Genomic DNA, 23,101 nt, shown 5'->3' with positions numbered 1-23,101 from the left:
AGTGACATGCCGACGCCAACGGCGGCACGGGGCTCAGTCCATGCCCCGGGGCAGGTACAAGGTTACGCGCAGGCCACCCTCTCGCAGGTTCAGCAGGCTTACCTCGCCGCCATGGCTATGGGCGATGTTGCGCGCGATACCCAGGCCCAGCCCATACCCCTGCTGGTGCCCGGCAAGCCGCACATGGGGCTCGAACACTTCCTCCAACTGCTGCTGCGGCACGCCAGGGCCTTGGTCATCGACCTGCAGCACGAAGCCGGCCGCACCGTCGATGATGCGCAGCCGCGCCCGCTCGCCGTACTTGATGGCATTGTCGATCAGGTTGCCGATACAGCGGCGCAGCGCCAGCGGCTTGCCTGGGTAGGCCGCCAGTGCCCTGCCTTCCAGGGTGATGCGCCCATCGCGCAGATAGGGCTCGGCGAGAATCTCCAGCACCTGGTTGAGGTCCACCGGCTCGATGTTTTCATGGATGTCGGTATCTTTCACGCACTGCAACGCGCCCTTCACCAGCAGCTCCAATTCGTCCAGGTCCTGGCTGAACTTGGCTTGCAGGTGCTCGTCCTCCAGCAGCTCCACCCGCAGCCGCAGACGGGTAATGGGGGTGCGCAGGTCGTGGGAAATGGCACTGAACAGCTGGCTGCGTTCGGTCAGGTAGCGGCTGATGCGCTCGCGCATGCTGTTGAATGCCCGGCTGACTTCGATCACTTCGATGCCGCCCGCCTCGGCCACCGGCGGCACGTCCGCCCCCAGCGACAGCTCACGCGCCGCACGGGCCAGGCGCTTGAGTGGCCAGCTTTGCCAATGCACCAGCAAACCAATGAACAGCAACAGCAACGCCGTGGTCAGGACGATGAAGCCAAGCTGCTGGCGCGGCAGGCGCTGCGCCTCAAGGCTGGTGTAGGGCTCTGGCAGCAACGAGGCGATATACAGCCACTCCCCTTCGCCCAGGCGGATCTGCGTGACCAGCACGGGCGGCTTGAGCGGCTCCAGGGTCAGGGAATAATGGGCCCAGGAACGCGGCAGCTCGTCCAGCTTGAGCCCGCTATTGAAAATACGCAGGTCGTCCGGCCCGACGAATTCGACTGACACCTCCATCTGCGAACCCAGCCGTTCGTGCAGCACTTGCTGGAACACATCGATCACCGCCTGCTTGCGCGGCGTAACCGGCAGCACCGGCATGTCCAGCGGGCGGGCGTTGAGCGACACGAAGAAGCGTGTGCCCCCCATGCTGCGCAACTGGTCGAGCACCATTGGCCGGTAGGCCACCGGCAACGAGCGGAAGTAACTGACACTGGCGCTCATGGAGTGGGCCAGGCTGCTGGCACTGGCACGCAGGCCTTGCAGTTGGCTGGCGCGCAATTGCGCCACCCAAATGATGCTCGACAAGCCTTGGGCCAGCAGTACCACCAGCAAGGTCAGCAGCAGCATGCGCCCCAGCAGCGAGCGCGGCAGCAGGCGCCAGCGCCGTTCAGGGCGCATTGCAGACATGCGCCGCCAGCAGGTAGCCGCTGCCGCGCACCGTGCGGATCAACCGGGGAGGTTTGTCAGTATCGCGCAGCCGCTGGCGCAGGCGGCTGACCGCCATGTCGACGATGCGGTCCAGCGGCATGGGCTCGCGGCCCCGCGTGGCATTGCCGATGGTGTCGCGGTCGAGGATCTGCTGCGGGTGGTCGAGAAACAGCTTGAGCAGGGCAAAGTCGGCGCCAGACAAGATCACTTCTTCACCGTCACGGTGGAACAGGCGATGGCTGACGGTGTCCAGGCGCCACTCGTCGAACGCCAGCACGGCGGTGCCCGGCGCAGCCTGGCCAAACTCTGCACGGCGCAGCAGGGCCTTGATGCGCGCTTGCAGTTCACGCGGGCTGAAGGGTTTGCCCAGGTAGTCGTCGGCACCCAGTTCCAGGCCGATGACCCGGTCGGTTTCGTCGGAGCTGGCCGTGAGCATGATGATCGGCACGCGGGCCTGGCGCGGGTGCTGACGCACCCAGCGGCACAGGCTGAAGCCATCTTCGTCGGGCAGCATCACATCCAGGATCACCAGGTCGCAGGGGGTGGTTTCCAGGGCGTGGCGAAACCCTGCACCGTCGGCCTGGGCATTGACCTGGAAGCCCGAGCGGCTCAGGTAGGTTTGCAGCAGTTCACGGATTTCCTGATCGTCGTCCACCATCAGGATGGATTTGCCGGCAGCGCTCATGTCAGTGGTCCAGCGCCTGCTGCAGGTTCACCCCGGCCCCCAGCAACCCGGAAAACTCCGCCGTCACCAGCCACACCGGAATGCCGGGGAAGTACCCGCTCATGCAGCCCTTGTCGGCGAAGCTGGCCGCAAACCCGCTGTGCAGGAACAGCTCGGCAAAGCGCGGCACCACGCCACCGACGATGTACACACCGCCACGGGCGCCCAGGGTGAGCACGTTGTTGCCGGCCACGCGGCCCAGAAAGCGGCAGAACTGCTCGACCACGGCCCGTGCCCGCGGCTCGCCACCCAGTGCCGCATCGGTAATGTGCGCGGGGGTCTGGTGTTTGGGCGTGTCGCCATCCAGCGCACACATGGCCTGGTACAGCCGCACCAGGCCACCGCCACTGAGCACGGTTTCGGCGCTGACATGGCCAATCTGCCCGTGGATATGCTGGTGAATCGCCGCTTCCCGGGCGTTGCCCACCGGCAGGTCGACATGACCGCCCTCCCCTGGCAAGGCATGCCAGCGCCGCTCGCCCAGGCGCAGCAGCGAACCCACGCCCAGGCCCGTGCCAGGGCCGATCACCAGCGCTGGCCGGGACGGGTCTGCCTGGCCCGCGCACACCTCGCGAAACTCGCCGTCGCGCAGCCGGGTCATGCCCAGGGCCATGGCGGTGAAGTCGTTGATCAGCAGCAGCTGGCCAACCTGCAGCCGTTGGCAGAACGCGCTGCGGCTCAGGCGCCAGTGGTTGTTGGTGAAACGGAATTCGTCGCCATTGACCGGGCCGGCCACCGCCAGGCAGGCAGCAGCAAGCCCGCCGCGTGGAATGCCCAGGCCTTCCAGGTAGGTTTCGATGGCCTGCTCCGGGCTGGTGTAGTCCTCGGTGGCGAAGACCCGCACCTCGTGCAACTGGTTGTCACGCCACAACGCAAAACGGGCATTGGTGCCGCCGATGTCGCCGACCAGCAGGTCCTTCATTTCAGGTTCTCCAGGGCAGAGGTAAAGGCGCTGGCGCCCTGCTCTGCCGGGCTGAACGCCATGCGCATGAAGCCGAACAGCTCACGCCCGCACCCCAGGTCGTTGCCTTGGGGCGCCGGCGGCAGGTCGCGGCTGGCCAGCACATCGGCCGTCACCATGACCTGTAGCGTACCTTCAGCGCCATCGACACGCACCCTATCACCCTCGCGCACCCGTGCCAGCGGCCCACCGTCATAAGCCTCGGGGCATACATGGATGGCGGCCGGGATCTTGCCTGAAGCACCCGACATGCGCCCGTCGGTCACCAGTGCCACCTTGTAGCCGCGGTCTTGCAGCACACCCAGGAACGGCGTGAGCTTGTGCAGCTCGGGCATGCCGTTGCAACGCGGGCCCTGGAAGCGCACCACGGCAACGAAATCGCACTCCAGCTCGCCGGCCTTGAAGGCATCGGCCAGCGATTGCTGATCGTGGAAGATTCGCGCTGGCGCCTCGACCACGCGGTGTTCAGGGGCCACGGCGGACACTTTCATCACCCCGCGGCCCAGGTTGCCCTCCATCACCCGCAAGCCGCCTTCGGCCGAGAATGGCCGGGCCACCGGGCGCAGGATACTTTCGTCCAGGCTCTGCTGCGGGCCTTCGCGCCATACCAGCTTGCCGTTGTCGAGGAAGGGTTCCTGTGTATAGCGGCGCAAGCCATGACCCGCCACCGTGTTGACGTCTTCGTGCAGCAAGCCGGCATCCAGCAGTTCGCGGATCAGGAATGCCATGCCACCAGCGGCCTGGAAGTGGTTGATGTCGGCCTTGCCGTTGGGGTAGACGTGGGACAGCGTCGGCACCACGTCGGACAAGTCGGCCATGTCCTGCCAGGTGAGCTGAATGCCAGCGGCCTGGGCGATGGCGGGGATATGCAGGGTATGGTTGGTGGAGCCCCCGGTGGCATGCAGGGCCACGATGGCATTCACCAAGGCCTTCTCGTCGACGATTTCGCCCAGCGGCATGAAGTTGCCGCTGGCCTTGGTCATGCGGGTGACCTGCTGCGCCGCCTCGGCGGTGAGCGCGTCACGCAGCGGCGTATAGGGGTTCACGAATGACGCACCCGGCAGGTGCAGGCCCATCACTTCCATCACCAGCTGGTTGGTATTGGCGGTGCCGTAGAAGGTGCAGGTGCCGGGGCTGTGATAGGACTTCATCTCCGACTCCAGCAGTTCCTCACGGCTGGCCTTGCCCTCGGCGTAGCGCTGGCGCACGTCGGCCTTCTGCTTGTTGGAAATGCCCGACACCATGGGCCCGCCCGGCACGAACACGGTGGGCAGGTGGCCGAAGCGCAGGGCGCCCATCATCAGCCCCGGCACGATCTTGTCGCAGATACCCAGCATGAGCGCAGCGTCGAACATGTTGTGCGACAGGGCCACGGCGGTGGACATGGCGATCACTTCACGGCTGGCGATGGCCAGTTCCATGCCAGGCTCGCCCTGGGTGACGCCGTCGCACATGGCCGGCACGCCACCTGCAAACTGGCCGACCGAACCCACCTCGCGCAGGGCCTGCTTGATCTGCTCGGGGAAGTGCAGGTACGGCTGGTGGGCCGAGAGCATGTCGTTGTAGGCCGAAACGATGGCCACGTTGGCTGCATTCATCAGGCGCAGGGTCTGTTTGTCTTCAGTGCCGCACCCGGCCACCCCGTGGGCGAAGTTGGCGCACTGCAGGCTGGCACGCATCGGGCCCTCGCTGGCGGCGCCACGAATCAGCTGCAGGTAGCGTTCGCGGGTGGCGCGGCTACGCTCGACCAGCCGTTGGGTGACCTCAAGGATGCGCGGATGCATGTACTGGACTCCAGGCTAATTGTAAGGGCGGTTTACCAGGCGCCGGCGCCCCGCCGATTGCAGCCTAGGCTCATGGTAGAGCGTCGCGCGGCATCGGCAAGGCCAAGGGCCAAACCACTCGTTGTAGGTTTAAACAAAATACTGCCACTAAAAAGGCTTGTTTTCTATCTGCAAGTGAATAATCTTGTAATTCCAACAACAAAACCGTTTCAGTGAAGCATCTTTGTGCCACAGGTTTCACTCGGACTGCCAGAGGTATCGCCATGACCCTTCGCATCGCCATCAACGGATTCGGCCGCATCGGGCGCAACGTCCTGCGCGCACTCTACACCCAGGGCTACCGCCAGGACCTGCAGGTGGTCGCCATCAACGACCTGGGCGACAGCACCATGAACGCCCACCTGCTCAAGTACGACAGCGTGCACGGCACCTTCGACGCCACGGTCGAAGCCGACCACGAAAGCCTTACGGTCAACGGTGACCGCATTGCAGTCAGCGCCATCCGCAACCCCGCCGAACTGCCCTGGAAGGCCGAAGCCGTCGACGTGGTCTTCGAGTGCACCGGGCTGTTCACCGACCGCGCCAAGGCCGCTGCACACCTGGCGGCAGGCGCTGGCAAAGTGATTGTGTCAGCCCCCTCCAAAGGTGCGGATGCCACCGTGGTGTACGGGGTCAACCACGACGTGCTGCGCGCCTCGCACCAGGTCATCTCCAACGCATCGTGCACCACCAACTGCCTGGCGCCGATCGCCCAGGTGCTGCACCGCGAGTTCGGTATCGAGCAGGGCCTGATGACCACCATCCACGCCTATACCAACGACCAGGTGCTGACGGACATGTACCACAGCGACCCGTACCGCGCCCGCTCCGCCACCCAGTCGATGATCCCGAGCAAAACCGGCGCTGCCGAGGCAGTGGGCCTGGTGCTGCCGGAACTGGCAGGCAAGCTGACCGGCATGGCCGTGCGGGTGCCGGTGATCAACGTGTCGCTGGTGGACCTCACCGTCAACCTCAAGCGCGAAGCCACTGCCGAGCAGGTCAACCAGTTGTTCCTCGAAGCCAGCCAGCACTCCAGGGTACTGGGCTACAACGCCCTGCCGCTGGTGTCCTGCGACTTCAACCACAACCCGCTGTCTTCCATTTTCGATGCCAACCACACCCGGGCCAATGGGCGCATGCTCAAGGTGCTGGCCTGGTATGACAACGAGTGGGGCTTCTCCAACCGCATGCTGGACAACTGCCTGGCCCTTTGCCAGGCGCGCTAGGTGCCGCGCCGTGTCTGCGGGCACGGCGTTTACCTTTTCATGACATTTAACCGCTTGACCTGCGAAGGTGATGATAAGCATTATCATTAACCCTTCGTCGGCCAGGTTTCCCCGTGAGTCAGTCCCGGTTCAACTCCGTCTTTCTCGTTCAGCGCCTCTCCCTGCTGCGCACCTTGCAGCGCATGGTCGGTAACCGCAGCACCGCCGAAGACCTGCTGCAGGAAACCTACCTGCGGGTGACCCGCGCGCTGGGTGAGCGGCCCATCGAGCACATCGAGCCCTTCGTGTTCCAGACGGCCCGCAACCTGGCACTGGACCACCTGCGGGCTCGCCGGGTGCAGGCACGCATGCTGGTGGACGATGTGCCAGAAGCCGTGTTGCACAACGTGGCCGCCCCGGCCAGCAGCAGCGAAGACGCCGCCCACGCCGAACAGTTGCTCAAGCACCTGAGCGTCAGCCTGAACCAGCTGAGCCAGCGCCAACAGCGCATCTTCCTCCTCAACCGCCTGCACGGCGCCACCTACCTGGAAATTGCCGAGCAGTTGGGGGTGTCGTCCAGTACGGTGCAAAAGGAACTGAAACTGATCATGGCGATCTGCTTGGGTGTGGCCGAGCGGCTCGAATGAGCGTTACGGGCCCGTAGCAAACCCAGCCACTTGCCACGCCGTGCCGGAGCCCTGATCATCCGGAATCAACCACGCAAGGACTCACCGTGACAGACCACCCCGCCCCTCGCCCGTCACCTGCCGGGCCCAGCCCCCGTGCACGTGCCCAGGACGAGGCGCTGGACTGGCTGGTGCGCCTGCAGTGCGCCGACGCCGCCGACACCCAGGCGTTCGAGGCCTGGCTAAGCGCCGCGCCGGAAAACGCAGAGGCCTACATTGCAGCAGAAGCCTTGTGGAACGGCGCAGCGGTGCACCAGGCCGCTACCCAGCTGCACCGGCAACAGCGCCGCAGTTGGCGTGGCCGCGTACGCAGCCACTGGAAACCCCTGGCCACGGCAGCCTTGCTGGTGGCCGGGCTGTTCACGTTCGGCAACCTGCCCCTGCGCCTGCAGGCCGATCACCTCACTGTGGTGGGTGAACGCCAGCGTGTGGAGCTGCAAGGTGGGGCCAAGGTGCTGCTGAACACCAACTCGGCCTTTGCCAGTGACCGCAAGGGCGGGCGCGAAGTTGCCCGCCTGCTGCAGGGCGAAGCCTACTTCCAGGTACCCGAGGGCGCGCCGCAGCCGCTCGAAGTGCAGGCGGGGCCGTTGCGGGCACAGGCACGCGACACCGATTTTGCCGTGCGCTACCTGGGTGGTGAGGCACTGGTCAGGGTACAGCGCGGGGATGTCGACCTGCAGGGCGAACGTGATCAGCGCATCCGCCTGCGCGCGGGCGACAGCATCAGCGTGGGCCCGCAGGGCTTTGGTACACCCCAGCGCCTGGACATGCGCAAGGACCTGGCCTGGGTCGACGGCCGCCTGGTATTCGAGAACTGCCCACTCAGCCAGGTACTGGCCGAAGTGCGCCGCTATTACCCAGGCTGGATCATCAACCGCAACGCGCGCCTTGAAGACGTTGCGGTCACCGGCAACTATCGCCTGGACCAGCCGCTGGAAACCTTGCGCGCGCTGGCACATATCACCTCCGCACAGCTACATGAATACCCCGCGCTGGTCATCCTGAACTGACCGCTTTTGACCCGCAGCAGGCGCCGTGCGCGAATTATTTTTACGCACTCTGAAGGGCTCGTCCGTCTCGTCATAGCCAATGCAACTGATTCTTGTTCAAAGCAAGAGCAGCTATCACCTATTACAGACCGCGCGTCAGGGAGCGCTTTCGATGTCCACAGGTACCCATTGCCCGTCCACCCGCCCTCACCGTTCGGGGCGTCTGTCTCTGCTGACCCTGGCGCTGCTCGCCTGCGGGGCCTGTAGCCTGCCGGCCTGGGCGGACCAGCCAGCTGCCAGCGCCAGCACCTCGCGCATGGGCGACTACCGCTTCAGCATCCACCAGCAACCCCTGGTATCGGCGATTAACACGTTCAGCCAGGTCACCGGTTGGCAGGTGGGTTTCAACGCCCAACTGGCCGACGGCGTCGCCTCCCCAGGGGTGCAAGGCTCCCTGCTACCAGAGGCAGCACTGGAGCGCCTGCTGCGGGGCACGGGCCTGGCGTATCGCAAGATCAGCAACGGTAACGTGGTACTTGAAAGCAAAGCCGGTGGCAGCGTGGTCGCCCTGCAGCAGATGACCGTCAGTGCTACCCGCAGCGCCCAGGACGTGGCGCAGGTGCCCAGTACGGTCAGCGTGCATACCCGCGAGCAACTGGACCGCAACAACATCAACAGCATCCAGGACCTGGTGCGCTACGAACCCGGTGTCTCGGTAGCCGGCACCGGGCAGCGCAGCGGCCTCAACGGTTTCAACATCCGCGGCATCGATGGTGAGCGAATCCTCACCCAGATCGACGGGGTGTCGATCCCGGACAGCTTCTTCTACGGCCCATACGCGCAAACCCAGCGTAATTACGTAGACCCGGAAATCGTCAAGCGCGTGGAGATCCTGCGCGGGCCTGCGTCGGTGCTGTACGGCAGCAATGCCATCGGCGGTGCCGTGAGTTACTTCACGCTGGACCCGGAAGACATCATCAAGCCCGGCCAGGACGCCGGCGCCCGCCTGAAGGCCGGCTACAGCTCGGCAGACGAAAGCTGGCTGACCTCCGCCACCGTCGCTGGGCGCCAGGGTGACGTAGATGCCCTGCTGCACCTGAGCCAGCGCAACGGCCACGAAACCGAGAGCTACGGCAACCATGGCGGCACCGGCCTGTCGCGCACCGAAGCCAACCCCATGGACGCGCGCACCACCAACGTGCTGGCGAAGGTAGGCTGGAACCTGGCGGATGACGCACGGCTGGGCCTGACCTACGAGCGCTACAAGGACGACCGTGACCAGAACATTCTGAGTGCAGTGGGGGGCCCGTTCATTCCCGGCTTTGGCGCCATGAATTCCTACCGCATGCGCACCGGCAACGACACCATCACCCGCGAGCGCTTTGGCATCAACCACCAGTTCGCGCTCGACAGCGTGCTCGCCGACCAGGTCAAGTGGAGCCTCAATTACCAGATCGCCAAGACCGACCAACGCACCGACGAGTTGTACGTGGCCTCCGGGCGGCAGGTGCTGCGCGACCGTCAGACCACCTACAAGGACCGCCAATGGGTATTCGACGCCCAGCTGGACAAAGCCTTCAGCCTGGGCGAAACCGACCACCTGCTGACCTACGGTACTACCCTCAAGCACGAGAAGATCACCGGGTCACGCAGCGGCACCGGCACTTGCGTGAACATCGGCGGCACCTGCCGTGGTATCGGCCAGGACAGTGCTCGCGATGGCCAGGCACTGGTCAGCGATTTCCCGGACCCGACCGTGAACACCTACAGCCTGTTCGTGCAGGATGAAATCCGCTGGCACAACTGGACCTTCCTGCCCGGTGCCCGCTACGACTACACCCGCATGGAGCCGCGTTTCACCGAACGTTTTCTGCGCGGGTTGGAAGCCACCGGTACGGCGCCTACCACCCAGGACGATTCTGCCCGCAACTGGCACCGGGTTTCGCCCAAATTCGGCCTGACCTACGCGTTCGACGACCACTACACCGCCTATGGCCAGTACGCCGAGGGCTTCCGTACGCCAACCGCCAAGGCCATGTACGGTCGCTTCCAGAACCTGGACCAGGGTTACCGGGTTGAGGGCAACCCAAACCTGGAACCAGAAAAGAGCAAGAGCTTCGAAACCGGGCTGCGTGGCAATTTCGATGCTGGCCACTTCGATGTGGCGGTGTTCTACAACAAGTACCGCGACTTCATCGACGAAGACGCCGTGCAGAGCAGCAACCTGGAGCAGACCTTCCAGGCCAACAACATCAAGCACGCCACCATCAAGGGCGCCGAGGTCAAGGGCCGCCTGAACCTCGATCAGCTTGGCGCTGCGCCAGGCCTGTATGCGCAGGGCTCGCTGGCCTACACCTACGGCCGCAACGATGACAGCGGCCAGCCGCTGAACACTGTCAACCCGCTCAAAGGCGTGTTCGGCCTGGGCTATGACCAACAGCACTACGGTGGCCTGCTGAGCTGGACGCTGGTCAAGCGCAAGACCCGCGTCGACGACAGCACCTACTACGCCCCCGATGGCTCGGCATCGAAGTTCCGCACCCCCGGCTACGGCGTGCTGGATTTGACCGGGTACTACAAGGTGACCGACGACGTCACCATCAACGCGGGCCTGTACAACCTCACCGACAAAAAATACTGGCAGTGGGACTCGGTGCGCAGCTATGACGGCCAGGGTGAAGCAGCAGTGACCCAACCCGCCAACATCGACCGCCTGAGCATGCCGGGCCGCAATTTTGGCATCAACGTCGTCTGGGATATCTGACAGGCCCTCGGTGGCGCGAGCGTTGCTCGCGATGCGCCGCCCACGCGGCGCCCCACCAGCCGGTCATCACTTTTTTTACGCACCCGCCCCCACTGCTTCGTCTTGTATTCAAACACCCCTCATCCAAGGATTGCCCCATGCCCGACCGCCCAGCCCTGCGCTCCCAGCGCCTGAACCAGGTCACCCACGCCCCACACGCCGAGCTGGATGCCCTGGTCAAGGCCCACGCCCCCTTCGACAGCCGCGAAAGCTTTGCCCGCTTCGTCGTTGCGCAGTACCTGTTCCAGGCCGAACTGCAGCCCTTGTACAACGACCCCAACCTGGTCGCCATTGTCCCCGACCTCGCCCAGCGCTGCCGCGCCCAGCAGGCACTGCTGGACCTGGCCGACCTGGACATGCAAGCACCCGTTGCCCTGCGTGGTCCCCTGCAAGCCCCCAGCCTGGGTGAAGCGATGGGCTGGATCTTCGTCTCCGAAGGCTCCAAACTGGGGGCTGCGTTTCTGATCAAGCGCGCCGCTGCGCTGGGGCTGTCCGACAGCTTTGGCGCCCGCCACCTGGGCGAGCCGCTAGGCGGACGGGCCGAGGGCTGGAAGCAGTTCACCCGCATTCTTGATGGCCTGGACCTTACGGCCGAGGAAGATGCGGCGGCAGAGCGCGGCGCAGTGGCTGCCTTTGCGCGTTTCACCGAACTGCTGAAACACGCCTACGCGGTGGACGCCCAGTTGGTCTGATACGCTGTACTTGGCACCTGACCGGTGGCCGAACCGTTTTTGCAGTGAGACCATGACCCAACCTGCCCGCTCGAAACTCGCCCGCCTGCTGTATGGAATCCTGGCTTACGTAAGCCTTGGGGTGGGCTTGGTCGCCATCGTCATTCCTGGCCTGCCGACCACCGAATTCATCCTGTTGTCGGCCTGGGCGGCGACGCGCAGCTCGCCGCGCCTGTCAGCCTGGCTGGAAAACCACCGCCTGTTCGGCCCCATCCTCTACAACTGGCGTAACGGCAAGGTGATCAAGCGGCGGGCCAAGGTCAGTGCCACGGTCAGCATGTTGCTGTGCGCAGGGTTGATGCTGGTGTTTCTCGAGCATCACTGGCCCGTGTTCCTGGCCATCGCCGGCATGACCCTGGGCAACCTGTGGATCTGGTCCCGGCCAGAACACACCTGTACGGCCCCGTCACAGGCTCAGCAGCCCTGAATACAGCGCGAACGCGGCCAGGCCTGCGCCTGCCAGCACGGCTGCGAATATCAGCTTTTCCCATGTGCTGAACAGCGCCAGCCCCCGTTCGTGCCTGGCCTTGGCAAACAGGATGACACCAGGCGCATACAGCAACGCCGACAACAGCAGGTACTTCAGGCCACCGGCGTACAGCAGCCACAGGGCATACAGCAAGGCCACCAGCGCCACCGCCAGGTCCTTGCGGCGCACAGCGGGCTGCCCTGCGTAAGTCTCTGCGCGTAGGGCCAGCAACACCGCGTAGGCTGCCGACCACAGGTAGGGCACCAGAATCATCGACGATGCCAGGTAGATGAGGCTGGTATAGGTGCCAGCAGACACCAGCGTAATCAGCAGGAACCCCTGGATCATGCTGTTGGTCAGCCACAAGGCGTTGACCGGCACCTGGTTGTTGTTCGCCCTGGCGAGAAAGCGCGGCATGGTGTGATCACGAGCCGTGGCATAGAGGATCTCGGCGCACAACAGCGCCCACGACAGCAAGGCACCCAACAGTGAAACCGTCAGGCCAAGGCTGATCAACAACGCCCCCCACGGCCCGACGACATGCGCCAGTACCGCAGCCAGCGAGGGGTTCTGCAGCCCGGCCAGCTCGGGCTGGGCCATGATGCCCAGCGACAGCACGTTGACCAGCACCAACAACGCCAGCACACCGACAAAGCCGACCACCGTGGCCTTGCCCACGTCCGCCCGGTGCCGGGCCCGCCCGGAGTAGACACTGGCCCCCTCGATGCCGATAAACACAAATACCGTCACCAGCATCATGTTGCGTACCTGTTCCAGCACACTGCCCAGCTGTGGGCTGCCCTGGCCCCAGATATCCCGGGTAAAGATATCGGTGCGAAACGCGCAGGCCGCGATCACCACGAACAGCACCAGCGGCACCACCTTGGTCACGGTGGTGACCAGGTTGATGAACGCGGCTTCCTTGATGCCGCGCATCACCAGAAAATGCACGGCCCACAGCAGCATCGACGCGCAACCGATGGCAGCAGGCGTATTGCCTTCGCCGAACACCGGGAAGTAAAAGCCCAAGGTGCTGAACAACAGCACGAAGTAGCCGACATTGCCCAGCCAGGCACTGATCCAATAGCCCCAGGCCGACGAAAAGCCCATGTACTCGCCAAACCCGGCCTTGGCGTAGGCATAAACCCCCGAGTCGAGCTCAGGCTTGCGATTGGCCAGGGTCTGGAACACGAATGCCAGCGCCAGCATACCCACCGCAGTGATCGCCCAGCCGATCAGCACCGCGCCGGCACCGGCACGCGCTGCCATGTTCTGCGGCAATGAAAAGATGCCGCCCCCAATCATGGAGCCCACCACCAACGCGACCAGCGCACCCAGCGGAAGTTTCTGCGTGTTTTCGCCCATGCTCCAAGTCACACCCTATCGCTGCACTGTCACACATAGGTAACCACATTATTGTTTATATAACCCATTGCATGTAGCGCGCCTCCCACGCCGCCGACCTGCCCCATTCATAACCCAATTGTCTATGCAGCGCGCTTGTAAAAACCTCGCGTTTGCCAACCCCTTCACACTAAACCGTTAAAACTTTTAATTTCAGCAAAAATTTGCGATCACGACAAAACCGTCTAGTTTCAACCCTCGCAGGCCATCAAGAGCCACTGCTCTGGAATGACATGGAGGTGCCAGCACACAAGGCCTGCAGCCGAAGCAGTCGGCACTCTCCAGGAGCCCCGTGAAGTTTTTTTGCGACTTCACACTGCCGTGCACTGATCCACATCAGGGCATGGCCACGGCGTCGGATTTAATCTGATGTCAACTTTCTCCTGGCAGGAGTTGTTAAATGTCTGATGGTTCGGGAAAACTCAAACTCGGTGCACTAGTTGCACTTGTGGTCGGCTCCATGATTGGGGGCGGCATCTTTTCACTGCCGCAGAACATGGCCGCCAGCGCAGGTGTTGGCGCCGTCCTGATCGGCTGGGCCATTACTGCCGTGGGCATGCTGACCCTGGCGTTCGTGTTCCAGACCCTGGCCAACCGCAAGCCTGACCTCGACGGCGGGGTGTACGCCTACGCCAAGGCCGGGTTTGGCGACTACATGGGCTTTTCCTCGGCCTGGGGCTACTGGATCAGCGCCTGGCTGGGCAACGTCGGTTACTTCGTGCTGCTGTTCAGCACACTGGGGTACTTCTTCCCGCTCTTCGGCGAAGGCAACACACCTGCCGCCATCATCGGAGCCTCGGTACTGCTGTGGGCGGTGCATTTTCTGGTGCTGCGCGGCATCAAGGAAGCCGCCTTCATCAACCTGGTCACCACCGTGGCCAAGGTCGTCCCATTGGTGCTGTTCGCGCTCATCTGCCTGTTCGCATTCAAGCTGGATGTGTTCACGGCCGACATCTGGGGGGCTGGCACGCCCGAGCTGGGCAGCGTGATGAACCAGGTGCGCAACATGATGCTGGTGACCGTGTGGGTGTTCATCGGCATCGAGGGCGCCAGCATCTTCTCGTCCCGCGCAGCCAGGCGCGCCGATGTGGGCAAGGCCACGGTGATCGGCTTCATTACCGTGCTGCTGTTCCTGGTGCTGGTCAACGTGCTGTCGCTGGGCATCATGACCCAACCCGAGCTGGCCGGCCTGCAGAACCCGTCGATGGCGGCCGTGCTGGAGCATGTGGTTGGCCACTGGGGCGCGGTGCTGATCAGCGTCGGGCTGATCATCTCGCTGCTGGGGGCGCTGCTGTCGTGGGTGCTGCTGTGCGCCGAGATCATGTTCGCTGCCGCCAAGGACCACACCATGCCGGCGTTCCTGCGCCGCGAGAATGCCAACCAGGTACCCGCCAACGCCCTGTGGCTGACCAACGCCATGGTGCAGGTATTTCTGGTGATCACGCTGTTCTCCAACAGCACCTACCTGTCCCTGATCTACCTCGCCACCTCGATGATCCTGGTGCCTTACCTGTGGTCGGCTGCCTACGCCGTATTGCTGGCCGTGCGCGGGGAAACCTACCAACAGGCCCTGCGCGAGCGCCGCAAAGACCTGCTGATCGGTGGCATCGCCCTGCTCTACGCCATCTGGCTGCTGTACGCCGGCGGGGTGAAATACCTGCTGCTTTCGGCCCTGCTCTACGCCCCTGGCGCGATCCTGTTCGCCAAGGCCAAGCGGGAACTGGGCCAGCCAGTGTTCACCCGCGTGGAAAAGCTGATCTTCACGGCCGTGGTCATCGGCGCCCTGGTGGCAGCCTTTGGCCTGTACCGCGGTTTCCTCACGCTGTGACCCACGTTTTTAATCGTATGGAGGATAGAAACCATGTCCGCTGAGAAACAGAAATACGGTGTGCATTCCGAAGCCGGCAAGCTGCGCAAGGTGCTGGTGTGCGCCCCGGGGCTGGCCCACAAGCGCCTTACCCCCAGCAACTGTGACGAACTGCTGTTCGACGATGTGATCTGGGTGGACCAGGCCAAGCGTGACCATTTCGACTTCGTCACCAAGATGCGCGAACGCGGGGTGGATGTGCTGGAAATGCACAACCTGCTGACCGACATCGTGCAGCAACCTGAAGCGCTGAAATGGATACTGGACCGCAAGATCACCCCCGACACCGTCGGCGTGGGCCTGACCAACGAAGTGCGCAGCTGGCTCGAAGGCCTGGAGCCGCGCCACCTGGCCGAATTCCTGATCGGCGGTGTGGCGGGCCAGGACCTGCCCCAGAGCGAAGGGGCCGAAGTGGTCAAGATGTACAACGATTACCTGGGCCATTCGAGCTTCATCCTGCCGCCACTGCCCAATACCCAGTTCACCCGTGACACCACGTGCTGGATCTACGGTGGCGTCACGCTCAACCCCATGTACTGGCCGGCACGCCGCCAGGAAACCCTGTTGGCTACCGCCATCTACACGTTCCACCCGCAGTTCACCGGCGCCGATTTCCAGGTGTGGTATGGCGACCCGGACAAGCAGCACGGCCAGGCCACCCTCGAAGGCGGCGACGTGATGCCGATCGGCAACGGCATCGTGCTGATCGGCATGGGTGAGCGCACCTCGCGCCAGGCCATCGGCCAACTGGCCCAGAGCCTGTTCGCCAAGGGCGCGGTACAGAAGGTGATCGTGGCTGGCCTGCCGAAATCCCGCGCTGCCATGCACCTGGACACGGTCTTCAGCTTCTGTGACCGCGACCTGGTCACGGTTTTCCCGGAAGTGGTGAGTGAGATCGTGCCGTTCATCATCCACCCCGACGAGAGCAAGCCCTATGGCATGGACGTGCGCCGCGAACACAAATCGTTCATCGAGGTGGTGGGCGAGCAACTGGGCGTGAAGCTGCGCGTGGTCGAAACCGGCGGCAACAGTTTTGCCGCCGAGCGCGAGCAGTGGGACGACGGCAACAACGTGGTGGCCCTGGAGCCGGGCGTGGTGATTGGCTACGACCGCAACACCTACACCAACACCCTGCTGCGCAAGGCCGGCGTGGAGGTGATAACCATCAGCGCCGGCGAACTGGGCCGCGGCCGCGGCGGTGGCCATTGCATGACCTGCCCGATCGTGCGCGACCCGATCGACTACTGACTCCCTCACCCCGGCCGCCCCACCCGGTGGCGGCCGGCGCGTTCAGCACTCCAAGGAGAACCGTCATGGCGTTCAACATCCGCAACCGCAACCTGCTCAGCCTCGAACACCACACCACCCGCGAGCTGCGCTACCTGCTGGACCTGTCCCGTGACCTCAAGCGGGCCAAGTACACCGGCACCGAACAGCAACACCTCAAGGGCAACAACATCGCCCTGATCTTCGAAAAAACCTCCACCCGCACCCGCTGCGCATTCGAGGTTGCCGCCTACGACCAGGGCGCCAACGTCACCTACATCGACCCCAACTCGTCGCAGATCGGCCACAAGGAAAGCATGAAGGACACTGCCCGCGTACTCGGGCGCATGTACGACGCCATCGAGTACCGGGGCTTCAAGCAGGAAATCGTCGAAGAACTGGCCAAGTTCGCGGGCGTACCCGTATTCAACGGCCTGACCGACGAATACCACCCCACCCAGATGATCGCCGACGTGCTGACCATGCGTGAGCACAGCGACAAGCCGCTGCACGACATCAGCTACGCCTACCTGGGTGATGCGCGCAACAACATGGGCAACTCCCTGCTGCTGATCGGCGCCAAGCTGGGCATGGATGTGCGCATCGCCGCGCCCAAGAGCCTGTGGCCCCACGATGACCTGGTGCAGCGCTGCAAGCAGTACGCCGAGGAAAGCGGCGCACGCATTACCCTCACCGAAGACGCCAAGGCTGCGGTCAAGGGCGTGGACTTCATCCACACCGACGTGTGGGTGTCGATGGGCGAGCCGATCGAAGCCTGGGGCGAGCGCATCAAGCTGCTCAAGCCCTACCAGGTGAACCCTGAGCTGATGAAGGCCAGCGGTAATCCACGGACCAAGTTCATGCACTGCCTGCCGGCATTCCATAACAGCGAAACCAAGGTAGGCAAGCAGATCGCCGAACAGTACCCGGACCTGGCCAACGGCATCGAAGTGACCGACGACGTGTTCGAATCGCCCGCCTGCATCGCGTTCGAGCAGGCCGAAAACCGCATGCACACCATCAAGGCGATCCTGGTATCGACCCTGGCTGACCTCTAAACGCTTACAGCTGCAAGCTTCGAGCTCCAAGCCACAAGAAAAAGCGGCCCATTACGCGCCCCCGCCTCTCCTTGAAGCTTGAAGCTTGAAGCTTGTAGCTTCCCTAACAAGGACATCTCCCATGCGTATCGTGGTTGCATTGGGCGGCAACGCCCTGCTGCGTCGCGGTGAACCGATGACCGCCCAGAACCAGCGGGCCAACATCCGTACCGCCACCGAACAGATCGCCAGGATCCACCCGGGCAACGAACTGGTGATCGCCCACGGCAATGGCCCGCAGGTAGGGCTGTTGTCCCTGCAGGGCATGGCCTACAAACCCGACGAAGCCTACCCGCTGGATGTGCTGGGTGCGGAAACCGAAGGCATGATCGGCTACATGATCGAGCAGGAACTGGGCAACCTGCTGGACGCCGAGGTGCCTTTTGCCACCTTGCTGACACAGGTGGAAGTGGACGCTGACGACCCTGCCTTCAATGACCCCACCAAATTCATCGGCCCGGTGTACAGCCAGGCCGAAGCCCAGCGGCTGGCGGCAGAAAAAGGCTGGGTGGTGAAGGCCGACGGCGACAAGTATCGGCGTGTGGTCGCCAGCCCCGCGCCCAAGCGCATCTTCGAGATCCGCCCGATCAAATGGTTGCTGGAAAAAGGCACCATCGTGATTTGTGCCGGTGGCGGGGGCATCCCCACGCTCTACGATGAAAACGGCAGGCTCAAGGGCATCGAGGCCGTCATCGACAAGGACCTGTGCTCGGCGCTGCTGGCCGAGCAACTGGAGGCCGACCTTCTGGTCATCGCCACCGACGTGGATGCGGCGTACATTGACTTTGGCAAGCCAACGCAGAAGGCCATTGCCCAGGCTCACCCCGATGAGCTGGGCAAGCTCGGGTTCGCGGCCGGGTCCATGGGGCCGAAGGTGCAGGCAGCCTGTGGTTTTGCCCGGCATACCGGCAAGGTGGCTGTAATCAGTTCACTGGCCAACATCGAAGACATCGTCAAGGGCACTGCCGGCACCCGCGTTTCAACCGCAACCCCCGGGATCAGCTACCGTTGATTGCAGTCGGCGGGCGTGCAGCGCCCGCCATAACCTTTGCGTAGGAGACCCCCATGGCCAAGTACGAGCCCGGTCACGTACACATCGAGCGCACGGCGCTCAACAAGAACGACCACAGTTATGACCTGAAAGTGGACTACGAGGCGTCTACCGACCCCACTGAGGGCCGTGGCATCCAGTTCCGCATGCACGGCAGCATCGAGGGCAAGCCGGTGGATGAGGCCTTCTTCCTGCCCAAGGACCAGGTACTGCCCAGCTTTCTCATGCAACTGACGCGCAGGGCCCAGGCCTACCTGGCTGCGCCGAAGAAATTCGAAAGCCTGGCTTCGCCCCACCGCATCTACGACTGGATGTTCGAAGACATCCGCGCAAAACTGGATGTGAAGTCTGGCGACCCGATCAAGCCCGAACACCTGGGGTAGGCCGGGGCCGTCACGGGCGCGGCGATGTTGAGGCATACTAGCGCCCTCCCCGGCCATATCCGATTGCCCCAATGCGTATCCACGTCAGCTTCATCGACCGTGTCGGCATCACCCAGGAAGTCCTGGCCCTGCTCGGTGCCCGCCACCTCAACCTGGATGCGGTGGAGATGGTGCCGCCAAACGTCTACATCGACGCCCCCACCCTGAGCCCGGCGGTACTCGAGGAGCTGCACGATGCCTTGTTCGACGTCGCAGGCGTACAGGCCGTAGAGGTGGTCGACATTCTGCCGGGCCAACGGCGCCACCTGCAGCTCGATGCCCTGCTCACGGCCATGAGCGACCCCGTGCTGGCAGTGGACCGGGCGGGCAAGGTGCTGCTGGCCAACCCCGCCTTGATCGCCCTGTGCGGCCGCGAGTCCACAGGGCGGTCGGTGGGCGAGCTGTTCGGCGACCCGGCCTTGCTGCCCACCCTGCTGGAAAGCAACTTCCACCTGCCCATGCGCGAAATGCAGCTCAACGGCCAGAGCCTGCTGCTCGATGCCATGCCGATCACCCACACTGGCGGCCTGCTGACCCTGTACCCGCCAACACGCATGGGCGAGCGCCTGTCGGCCCTGCGCCACGACCACGCCGAAGGGTTCGATGCACTGCTGGGCGAATCGCCTGCCATTCGCACCCTCAAGGCGCGGGCCCTGCGGGTGGCGGCGCTGGACGCACCGCTGCTGGTGCATGGCGAAACTGGCACGGGCAAGGAGCTGGTGGCCCGCGCCTGCCATGCCATCAGCAGCCGCAGCAGCGCCCCGTTCCTGGCCCTCAACTGCGCCGCGCTGCCCGAGAGCCTGGCCGAGAGCGAACTGTTCGGCTACGCCCCAGGTGCGTTTACCGGCGCACAGCGCGGCGGTAAGCCGGGGCTGATGGAGCTGGCCAACCAGGGCACGGTGTTCCTCGATGAAATCGGTGAAATGTCGCCGTACTTGCAGGCCAAGCTGCTGCGTTTTCTGAGCGATGGCAGCTTCCGCAGGGTGGGTGGGGACCGGGAAGTAAAGGTGAATGTGCGCATCATCAGCGCCACCCACCGCGACCTGGAGCAAATGGTGGCCGAGGGCACGTTCCGCGAAGACCTGTTCTACCGCCTGAACGTGCTCAACCTGCAGGTGCCGCCGCTGCGCGACCGGGGGCAGGACATCATGATGCTGGCGCACTTCTTCATGCAGCAAGCCTGCACGCAAATCCAGCGCCCGGCCTGCCGGCTCACCCCGGAAACCCATTCAGCACTGCTGGCCAACCCATGGCCGGGCAATGTGCGCCAGCTACAGAACGTGATATTCCGCGCTGCGGCCATCTGCGAGAGCAACCTGGTGGATATCGGCGACCTGGATATCGCCGGCACCTCGGTCGCCCGTGGCCACGACGGCGACGTGGCCAGCCTGGCGCAGGCGGTGGGCGATTTCGAACGCGAGCTGCTGCAACGCCTGTACGCCAGCTACCCCTCAACCCGTCAACTGGCGGCGCGCCTACAAACCTCCCACACCGCTATTGCCCAGCGCCTGAAAAAGTACGGCATTCCGGGGAAAGGCTGATTTTGTCGGCAATTTCCCTGAAATGTTCAGACTTTTCCTAGGAGTTCGCCAGATACGCTCTGACGTGTGCCTCGTAGAATGACAGCAGTGCAATCCTGCCTGTCACTCCGCTAAACCGCCCAAGAGCGGTCTGTGGTTCGCTACTGGATATAACGAGAGTACCTGATGTTCGAACTCGATTTTTACGGCACGCTGGTGGCTGCCTCCCTGGTGTTGCTGCTGGGGCGCGGCCTGGTCGCGCGCATTGGTTTTTTGCGCACCTACAACATTCCCGAGCCGGTGGCCGGTGGCCTGGTGGTGGCCATCGCGCTGCTGGCGCTGCGCAGTTTCGACCTGCACGTGCAGTTTGACACCTCCCTGCAAACCCCGCTGATGCTGGCCTTCTTCGCCACCATCGGCCTGAGCGCCGACTTCGCCAGCCTGAAAAAAGGCGGCAGGGCGGTAGGTGTGTTCCTGCTCGCGGTCACCAGCCTGCTGGTGGTGCAGAATGCGCTGGGCATCAGCCTGGCTACAGCGTTGGGCCTGGACCCGCTGATGGGCTTGCTGGCCGGCTCCATCACGCTGTCGGGTGGCCATGGTACAGGTGCCGCCTGGGGCGCGACGTTCTCAGAAACCTACGGCCTGGCTTCAGCGTCGGAACTGGCCATGGCCTCTGCTACCTTCGGCCTGGTACTCGGTGGCCTGATCGGCGGCCCGGTTGCCCGCCTGCTGATCAAGCGGGTTACCCCACCCGGCCTTGCGGGCGATGCCCCCCAACTGCCCACGGGTTTCGAGCAACCTGAAAAAGAACGCCTCATCACGTCCTTTTCCTTCATTGAAACCCTGGCCCTCATTGCCGTGAGCCTACTGGCAGGTACAGTACTGAACGGGCTGCTGAAAGGCACGCCCTTCGAGCTGCCGAACTTCGTGTGCGTGTTGTTTGTGGGCGTGGTGCTGCGCAACGGGCTCTCGGCCTTTGGTTTCTATCAGGTGTTCGAGCGGGAAGTATCGGTGCTGGGCAATGTCAGCCTGTCGCTGTTCCTGGCCATTGCCCTGATGTCGTTGAAGCTGTGGGACCTGTCAGCCCTGGCCCTGCCATTCTTCGTCCTGCTAGCCGCGCAGACCCTGGTGATGGCACTGTTTGCCATCTTCGTGACCTTCCGCGTGATGGGGCGCAACTACGATGCCGCCGTACTCGCTGCCGGGCACTGCGGCTTCGGCCTGGGCGCTACGCCAACGGCAATCGCCAACATGCAAGCCGTGACCCAGCGTTTCGGGCCGTCCCATGTGGCGTTTCTGGTGGTGCCGATGGTAGGGGCGTTCTTCATTGACCTGATCAATGTGGTGGTGATCAAGCTGTACCTGGCGTTGCCGTTTTTTCAGTGAGCCAAGCTGGCTTATGACGCTGCGGGTTATGCCGTGAACAAGCCCCTCACCCGGGTACGGGTGGGGGGCTTCAGGTGAGGTCAGGCGGCGCCCCGAGAACACTTATGACGCTCATTCTCAGCCGAGCGCAGCCGGGCGACGTTGACGCAGATAGCGCTGAACAGGGCGTTCAAGCCAGCGGTGGCTTACCAGGCTCAATGGAATGAGGATGGCAAAAAACAGCAGCATCACCCATTCCTGGTAGAACACCGTCCGCGGAAAAGCAAAAGCATCGAGCGCTAGGGCAAAGATGATCTGCAGCGGAAAGTGAATGAGGTAGGACGCATAACTGATATCCCCCAGCCAGCCCCAACGCCGTCCGAGCCCTTGCCAACGAAAGCCCAGCCCCGCCAGCGCCGCCACCAGGAGCGGATAGCACACATATAAAAGCAGGTTACCGTTCAATGCATCGGCCCCATGGATCAACCACCCCCACGCAACGATGCACAACGGCACCGTAACCCACACGGCGCCGGTATCGCCTGCCCAGCGCCTGATCTGTTGCAGCAATCCATAGGTCACACCGCCGATGAAAAAGCAGAGCACGCCGCTGCCGAGCTTGTACACCTGCGGGTAAAGATAGCTTCCCAATGCCAGTGCTAACACGGTCAGCGGCCATCTCCCGCGGCGGCTCAGGCAGACCAGAAAGAATACGGCATACAACAATATCTCTACTGACACGGACCAGATCGGCGCATTGAACGACCAACCTTTTTCCAACCCCCATGCAGGCATCATCAACAGATTGAGTACGGCGTGGTAGGCATCATTGAAGGGGTAGACGAAATAGCCCTCATGGCTGTTCGAATAGGCACTTTGTAACCCAGCCACTGCCAGGAAGGTCACCAGGTGCAAAGGATACAACCGAGTCAAACGATCCCAGGCGAAGCGCGCAGCAGGAAGGGAGCGGCTGGCCACCTCGTTAGCGAAAAGCCAATAGAAAACAAACCCGGAAAGCGTGAAGAACAGCTGAACTGCCAGGCCCCCGTGCTGGTACAGCAGCGTAAAAGGCTTGAAGAACGGCTGCTGGGCAGGATCGAAATTGACAGGCGCGCCGCCGTCGTAGAAAAAATGCTGCCAATGCCAGAATACGACGCACAAAGCAGCCACGCCACGTAGCACGTCTAGCGTGTAGAGCCTGTTTTCACG

The 23,101-nt window shown here is 63.5% G+C and carries 19 protein-coding genes; 13 read left to right on the top strand and 6 right to left on the bottom strand.

The window, feature by feature from the left end:
• Positions 1 to 33 precede the first annotated feature (33 nt).
• The 4 genes from APH25_RS22340 to edd are packed head-to-tail and all read right to left on the bottom strand — an operon-like array spanning position 34 to position 4,978.
• Positions 34 to 1,488: an ATP-binding protein gene (locus APH25_RS22340; protein ID WP_060483431.1), complete on the bottom strand. Its 1,455-nt coding sequence runs from the start codon at positions 1,486 to 1,488 to the stop codon at positions 34 to 36.
• A complete protein-coding gene (gltR, locus tag APH25_RS22335) occupies positions 1,469 to 2,194 on the bottom strand; it encodes a two-component system response regulator GltR (protein WP_028631478.1) in 726 nt (241 codons plus the stop codon). The genes APH25_RS22340 and gltR overlap by 20 nt, the downstream gene beginning before the upstream one ends.
• Position 2,195: 1 nt before the next feature.
• Positions 2,196 to 3,155 (bottom strand): glucokinase, encoded by a 960-nt coding sequence (locus tag APH25_RS22330; RefSeq protein ID WP_060483430.1) that lies wholly within the window; start codon positions 3,153 to 3,155, stop codon positions 2,196 to 2,198.
• Positions 3,152 to 4,978 carry a phosphogluconate dehydratase gene (edd, locus tag APH25_RS22325; protein WP_060483429.1) on the bottom strand — a complete coding sequence of 609 codons (1,827 nt, stop codon included), beginning with the start codon at positions 4,976 to 4,978 and terminating at the stop codon, positions 3,152 to 3,154. The genes APH25_RS22330 and edd overlap by 4 nt, the downstream gene beginning before the upstream one ends.
• Positions 4,979 to 5,241: 263 nt before the next feature.
• Between edd and gap the strand changes: the two genes are divergently transcribed.
• The 6 genes from gap to APH25_RS22295 all read left to right on the top strand — a co-directional run bounded on the left by gap (position 5,242) and on the right by APH25_RS22295 (position 11,858).
• On the top strand, positions 5,242 to 6,243 hold the full coding sequence (gene gap / locus APH25_RS22320) for a type I glyceraldehyde-3-phosphate dehydrogenase (RefSeq protein WP_028631481.1): 1,002 nt from the start codon (positions 5,242 to 5,244) through the stop codon (positions 6,241 to 6,243).
• A gap of 113 nt (positions 6,244 to 6,356) precedes the next feature.
• Entirely contained in the window at positions 6,357 to 6,869 is a 513-nt protein-coding gene (locus tag APH25_RS22315; protein WP_060483428.1) for an RNA polymerase sigma factor, read from the top strand.
• Positions 6,870 to 6,955: 86 nt separating this feature from the next.
• Positions 6,956 to 7,918, top strand: coding sequence for a FecR domain-containing protein (locus tag APH25_RS22310; RefSeq protein WP_060483427.1), 963 nt, complete (start codon positions 6,956 to 6,958; stop codon positions 7,916 to 7,918).
• A gap of 151 nt (positions 7,919 to 8,069) precedes the next feature.
• Positions 8,070 to 10,661: a TonB-dependent receptor gene (locus tag APH25_RS22305; RefSeq protein ID WP_060483426.1), complete on the top strand. Its 2,592-nt coding sequence runs from the start codon at positions 8,070 to 8,072 to the stop codon at positions 10,659 to 10,661.
• Between the two features lie 137 nt (positions 10,662 to 10,798).
• A complete protein-coding gene (locus tag APH25_RS22300; RefSeq protein WP_060483425.1) occupies positions 10,799 to 11,392 on the top strand; it encodes a biliverdin-producing heme oxygenase in 594 nt (197 codons plus the stop codon).
• Positions 11,393 to 11,444: 52 nt separating this feature from the next.
• The gene (locus tag APH25_RS22295) at positions 11,445 to 11,858 is read left to right on the top strand and encodes a YbaN family protein (RefSeq protein ID WP_060483424.1); all 414 of its coding nucleotides are present in this window, start codon (positions 11,445 to 11,447) and stop codon (positions 11,856 to 11,858) included.
• On the opposite strand, the gene arcD (APH25_RS22290) is transcribed toward APH25_RS22295, so the two are convergent.
• Positions 11,838 to 13,265, bottom strand: a complete 1,428-nt coding sequence (gene arcD, locus APH25_RS22290) for an arginine-ornithine antiporter (RefSeq protein WP_060483423.1) — start codon at positions 13,263 to 13,265, stop codon at positions 11,838 to 11,840. The genes APH25_RS22295 and arcD (APH25_RS22290) overlap by 21 nt on opposite strands.
• A gap of 439 nt (positions 13,266 to 13,704) precedes the next feature.
• Here arcD (APH25_RS22290) and arcD (APH25_RS22285) point away from each other — a divergent pair, with 439 nt between their 5' ends.
• The 7 genes from arcD (APH25_RS22285) to gltS all read left to right on the top strand — a co-directional run bounded on the left by arcD (APH25_RS22285) (position 13,705) and on the right by gltS (position 21,913).
• On the top strand, positions 13,705 to 15,132 hold the full coding sequence (arcD, locus tag APH25_RS22285; RefSeq protein WP_060483422.1) for an arginine-ornithine antiporter: 1,428 nt from the start codon (positions 13,705 to 13,707) through the stop codon (positions 15,130 to 15,132).
• Positions 15,133 to 15,165: 33 nt separating this feature from the next.
• Positions 15,166 to 16,419 (top strand): arginine deiminase, encoded by a 1,254-nt coding sequence (gene arcA, locus APH25_RS22280; RefSeq protein WP_028631489.1) that lies wholly within the window; start codon positions 15,166 to 15,168, stop codon positions 16,417 to 16,419.
• 65 nt (positions 16,420 to 16,484) lie between these two features.
• Complete coding sequence (locus APH25_RS22275) at positions 16,485 to 17,495, top strand: ornithine carbamoyltransferase (protein WP_028631490.1); 1,011 nt, start codon at positions 16,485 to 16,487, stop codon at positions 17,493 to 17,495.
• A gap of 121 nt (positions 17,496 to 17,616) precedes the next feature.
• Positions 17,617 to 18,546 (top strand): carbamate kinase, encoded by a 930-nt coding sequence (gene arcC / locus APH25_RS22270; protein WP_060483421.1) that lies wholly within the window; start codon positions 17,617 to 17,619, stop codon positions 18,544 to 18,546.
• Between the two features lie 53 nt (positions 18,547 to 18,599).
• Positions 18,600 to 18,968: a DUF5064 family protein gene (locus APH25_RS22265; RefSeq protein ID WP_060483420.1), complete on the top strand. Its 369-nt coding sequence runs from the start codon at positions 18,600 to 18,602 to the stop codon at positions 18,966 to 18,968.
• A 71-nt stretch (positions 18,969 to 19,039) separates the two neighbouring features.
• Positions 19,040 to 20,548, top strand: a complete 1,509-nt coding sequence (locus APH25_RS22260) for a sigma-54-dependent transcriptional regulator (protein WP_060483419.1) — start codon at positions 19,040 to 19,042, stop codon at positions 20,546 to 20,548.
• A 165-nt stretch (positions 20,549 to 20,713) separates the two neighbouring features.
• Entirely contained in the window at positions 20,714 to 21,913 is a 1,200-nt protein-coding gene (gltS, locus tag APH25_RS22255; protein ID WP_060483418.1) for a sodium/glutamate symporter, read from the top strand.
• A gap of 117 nt (positions 21,914 to 22,030) precedes the next feature.
• On the opposite strand, the gene APH25_RS22250 is transcribed toward gltS, so the two are convergent.
• On the bottom strand, positions 22,031 to 23,101 hold a 1,071-nt coding region (locus APH25_RS22250), incomplete at its 5' end, for an acyltransferase (RefSeq protein ID WP_156333255.1).

The organism is Pseudomonas sp. NBRC 111119 (assembly GCF_001320125.1).
GTDB classification, from domain to species: Bacteria; Pseudomonadota; Gammaproteobacteria; order Pseudomonadales; family Pseudomonadaceae; genus Aquipseudomonas; species Aquipseudomonas parafulva.
The sequence above is the reverse complement of the archived record's forward strand: the minus strand, read 5'-3'. Positions and strand labels throughout refer to the sequence as shown.

Excerpts from the sequence above, each read along its gene's own strand:
- APH25_RS22340 (WP_060483431.1), bottom strand. The coding sequence starts at position 1,488 with ATGTCTGCAATGCGCCCTGAACGGCGCTGGCGCCTGCTGCCGCGCTCG.
- gltR (WP_028631478.1), bottom strand. The coding sequence starts at position 2,194 with ATGAGCGCTGCCGGCAAATCCATCCTGATGGTGGACGACGATCAGGAA.
- APH25_RS22330 (WP_060483430.1), bottom strand. The coding sequence starts at position 3,155 with ATGAAGGACCTGCTGGTCGGCGACATCGGCGGCACCAATGCCCGTTTT.
- edd (WP_060483429.1), bottom strand. The coding sequence starts at position 4,978 with ATGCATCCGCGCATCCTTGAGGTCACCCAACGGCTGGTCGAGCGTAGC.
- gap (WP_028631481.1), top strand. The coding sequence starts at position 5,242 with ATGACCCTTCGCATCGCCATCAACGGATTCGGCCGCATCGGGCGCAAC.
- APH25_RS22305 (WP_060483426.1), top strand. The coding sequence starts at position 8,070 with ATGTCCACAGGTACCCATTGCCCGTCCACCCGCCCTCACCGTTCGGGG.
- APH25_RS22300 (WP_060483425.1), top strand. The coding sequence starts at position 10,799 with ATGCCCGACCGCCCAGCCCTGCGCTCCCAGCGCCTGAACCAGGTCACC.
- APH25_RS22295 (WP_060483424.1), top strand. The coding sequence starts at position 11,445 with ATGACCCAACCTGCCCGCTCGAAACTCGCCCGCCTGCTGTATGGAATC.
- arcD (WP_060483423.1), bottom strand. The coding sequence starts at position 13,265 with ATGGGCGAAAACACGCAGAAACTTCCGCTGGGTGCGCTGGTCGCGTTG.
- arcD (WP_060483422.1), top strand. The coding sequence starts at position 13,705 with ATGTCTGATGGTTCGGGAAAACTCAAACTCGGTGCACTAGTTGCACTT.
- arcA (WP_028631489.1), top strand. The coding sequence starts at position 15,166 with ATGTCCGCTGAGAAACAGAAATACGGTGTGCATTCCGAAGCCGGCAAG.
- APH25_RS22275 (WP_028631490.1), top strand. The coding sequence starts at position 16,485 with ATGGCGTTCAACATCCGCAACCGCAACCTGCTCAGCCTCGAACACCAC.
- arcC (WP_060483421.1), top strand. The coding sequence starts at position 17,617 with ATGCGTATCGTGGTTGCATTGGGCGGCAACGCCCTGCTGCGTCGCGGT.
- APH25_RS22265 (WP_060483420.1), top strand. The coding sequence starts at position 18,600 with ATGGCCAAGTACGAGCCCGGTCACGTACACATCGAGCGCACGGCGCTC.
- APH25_RS22260 (WP_060483419.1), top strand. The coding sequence starts at position 19,040 with ATGCGTATCCACGTCAGCTTCATCGACCGTGTCGGCATCACCCAGGAA.
- gltS (WP_060483418.1), top strand. The coding sequence starts at position 20,714 with ATGTTCGAACTCGATTTTTACGGCACGCTGGTGGCTGCCTCCCTGGTG.